This is a genomic window from Streptomyces klenkii (assembly GCF_003626645.1).
In the GTDB taxonomy this organism is placed as follows: domain Bacteria; phylum Actinomycetota; class Actinomycetes; order Streptomycetales; family Streptomycetaceae; genus Streptomyces; species Streptomyces klenkii.
Genome location: NZ_RBAM01000092.1, coordinates 1 through 1,316, shown reverse-complemented (window position 1 = coordinate 1,316; position 1,316 = coordinate 1). Strand labels below are relative to the sequence as shown.

Genomic DNA, 1,316 nt, shown 5'->3' with positions numbered 1-1,316 from the left:
CTTCCGTTCTAGTGGTCGTCGCAACACCCCAGCTCAGGGGATGCGATGGACCACCAGATCCGGGGGGACCGGAGGCCGCAGGGACGGAAGAAGCTGACCGCTGAGCGGGCGGCATACTTCCAGCTCATGCAGCAGGGCTACAGCAACAAAGAGGCATGCCGGATCGTGGGCATCAACCCGCGGACCGGCAAGGTGTGGCGCAACGGCCGCCGCGCCCACAAGGGCTTGTCGAAGGCGCGTCCCCCGGTCCACCGGGAGCCGTCTTCGGCAGGCCCTGGCCGCTATCTGCGGGAGTCCGAGCGCATCCACATTGCCGACCGGCTGCGGGAGAAGGCGTCCATCCGGACCATCGCAGCCGAGCTGGGCCGCAGCCCCTCAACGATCAGCCGGGAGATACGCCGCAACGGCATGCCCCTGCGCGGGAACGCGTCCCGCTGGGCCTATCGTCCACACGCCGCACAGTCCCGAGCCGACGCCCGCCGACCCCGCCCGAAGCCGGGAAAGCTCGGCCAGAACCCCGAGCTGCGGGACTTCGTCCAGCGCCATCTCGAACGTCGCTGGAGCCCAGAGCAGATATGTCACGCTCTGCGGGCCCGCTTTCCCGACCGGCCGGAGATGCACGTGGTCCACGAGACGATCTACCAAGCCCTCTACGTCCAGGGCCGCGGTGAACTCCGCCGCGAACTGACCCGTGCCCTGCGGACCGGACGTGCCATGCGCCGGCCGCACCGCCAGTCGGCCAAGCGACAGCCCCGCATGGCGAAGGACATGGTGATGATCAGCGAGCGTCCGCCGGAGGTCTCGGACCGCGCGGTCCCCGGCCACTGGGAGGGCGACCTGATCATCGGCAAGGCCCATAAGTCCGCCATCGGCACCCTCGTCGAGCGTTCCACCCGCTTCGTCGCCCTGGTCCACCTCCCCGACGGCCGCCAGCCCGCCCAGATGCGCGACGCGCTCATACAGGCCGTCTCCGCACTGCCCACTCAGCTCAAGCGCTCCCTCACCTGGGACCAGGGCTCCGAGATGCACCTGCACAAGGAGTTCAGCTCAGCCACCGACATGCCTGTCTACTTCTGCGACCCAGGCAGTCCCTGGCAGCGAGGCTCGAACGAGAACACCAACGGCCTGCTCCGGCAGTACTTCCCCAAGGGCACCGACCTCGCCCGCTACAGCCGTCAGGAGCTGGACACCGTCGCGGCCGAGCTCAACAGCCGCCCACGCAAAACGCTCGGCTGGGAAACCCCAGCCGAGCGTCTCGCTAAGCTTCTGGCCACAGCCAGTTGATCACTGTGTTGCTACGACCCCTCGAATTCGCC

1 protein-coding gene is annotated in these 1,316 nt (G+C 68.3%); it reads left to right on the top strand.

Annotated elements, in window-relative coordinates:
- The first annotated feature begins 45 nt into the window (after positions 1–45).
- Positions 46–1,284 carry an IS30 family transposase gene (locus D7231_RS34855; RefSeq protein ID WP_120760368.1) on the top strand — a complete coding sequence of 413 codons (1,239 nt, stop codon included), beginning with the start codon at positions 46–48 and terminating at the stop codon, positions 1,282–1,284.
- Positions 1,285–1,316: the final 32 nt, after the last annotated feature.

What these genes read in the sequence shown, in the direction of transcription:
- D7231_RS34855 (WP_120760368.1), top strand. Translation starts at nt 46, where the DNA reads ATGGACCACCAGATCCGGGGGGACCGGAGGCCGCAGGGACGGAAGAAG.